This is a genomic window from Pantoea sp. USHLN256 (assembly GCF_037149875.1).
Classification (GTDB): Bacteria; Pseudomonadota; Gammaproteobacteria; order Enterobacterales; family Enterobacteriaceae; genus Pantoea; species Pantoea nemavictus.
Map to the genome: position 1 here is coordinate 1 of NZ_JBBCQO010000054.1, position 223 is coordinate 223.

Annotated in this window: 1 tRNA gene; it reads right to left on the reverse strand. The window is 56.1% G+C overall.

What is annotated here, in order from left to right:
- Positions 1 to 33 precede the first annotated feature (33 nt).
- Positions 34 to 108: transfer RNA gene (locus tag WFL93_RS24210), tRNA-Glu, on the reverse strand.
- Between the last annotated feature and the right edge of the window lie 115 nt (positions 109 to 223).

Genomic DNA, 223 nt, shown 5'->3' on the forward strand with positions numbered 1-223 from the left:
CGTGGAGACACCTTTCACCTGTCACCAAGCAAGTGGCGTCCCCTAGGGGATTCGAACCCCTGTTGCCGCCGTGAAAGGGCGGAGTCCTAACCGCTAGACGAAGGGGACACGGTAGTGTCACGACTTCGCAGCCGTCTTGCTCATTACTTTCTATCAGACAATCTGTGTGAGCACTTCGCGGGAAGGTATCTTCAGGTAAGGAGGTGATCCAACCGCAGGTTCC